Source organism: Streptomyces sp. NPDC043427 (assembly GCF_056436655.1).
Map to the genome: position 1 here is coordinate 1 of NZ_JBWKCC010000074.1, position 1,076 is coordinate 1,076.

Consider the following 1,076-nt stretch of genomic DNA (forward strand, 5'->3'; position numbering starts at 1 on the left):
GCTACGAACGCAAGGCCGACCACTTCCTCGCCTTCACCAGCATCGCCTGCACCCTGATCTGCTACCGCAGACTCACCAAATGAGATGACGTCTTAGGGCTTGCCGGTAATCAAGTCGTGGCTTCCAGCTCCGGGGATCGTTGTTCTGGTATGGGGAGACCGGAGGGGATCGAGGCCGTCCTGGCTGCGAAGTTCCAGGCGTTGTTGCCGCATCTGGACGAGCGTCAGCGCCGGCTGGCCATAGGGGCGGAAGCGCGGTCGCTGGGGCATGGCGGGATCAGGCTCGTCGCCCGTGCGGCCGGGGTCCGGGAGGGGACGGTCTCACGTGGGGTTGCTGAATTGGAGGCCGACCAGGGCCCGTTGGGGCGAGTCCGCCGAGCAGGCGGAGGCAGGAAGAAGGCGACCGAGGTCGACCCGGGGCTGCGGCCCGCGCTGCTGGCGTTGGTCGAGCCCGACGAACGGGGCGACCCGATGTCGCCGCTGCGCTGGACGACGAAGTCGACCCGGAAGCTGGCAGCAGAGCTGACCCAGCAGGGCCACCGGGTCTCCGCCGACACGGTCGCCGGTCTGCTGCGGGAGGCAGGCTTCAGCCTGCAGGCCAACGCCAAGACCATCGAAGGCGCCCAGCACCCGGACCGGGATGCCCAGTTCCGCTATCTCAACGAGCAGGCACGCGATCACAGGGACGCGGGAGACCCGGTGATCAGTGTGGACACCAAGAAGAAGGAGTTGATCGGCGACTACAAGAACGCGAACAAGACAGCGGGGAACTCCCGTACTATCCAGACGTCGAACGCGTAGTGCAGGAACAGGTTCGCCAAAACGGGAGAAACCGGCGCCCCTTGTGGCGTCCCGCACGCCCGTTCCAGCAGGGTGCCGTCGGGCATCTTGAGCGGGACAGCAAGCCACCGCCGCACATATAACTTCACCCAAACGGCGTCGGTGTGCGCTTCCACCGCCTTGACCAGGAGGTCCCAGGGCACACTGAGCCTTTTCAGGCTGACCACTGAAGGGGGACGCCAGTGAAGTGGGGCGGGGGCCGCAACGCACGAGGCTCCCGTGCCGTTGGGGGAGGTG

1 pseudogene is annotated in these 1,076 nt (G+C 66.5%); it reads left to right on the plus strand.

The window, feature by feature from the left end:
- Positions 1-149: 149 nt before the first annotated feature.
- A pseudogene (locus tag AC067M_RS45800) lies at positions 150-758 on the plus strand (ISAzo13 family transposase); the annotation flags it as partial.
- Positions 759-1,076 lie beyond the last annotated feature (318 nt).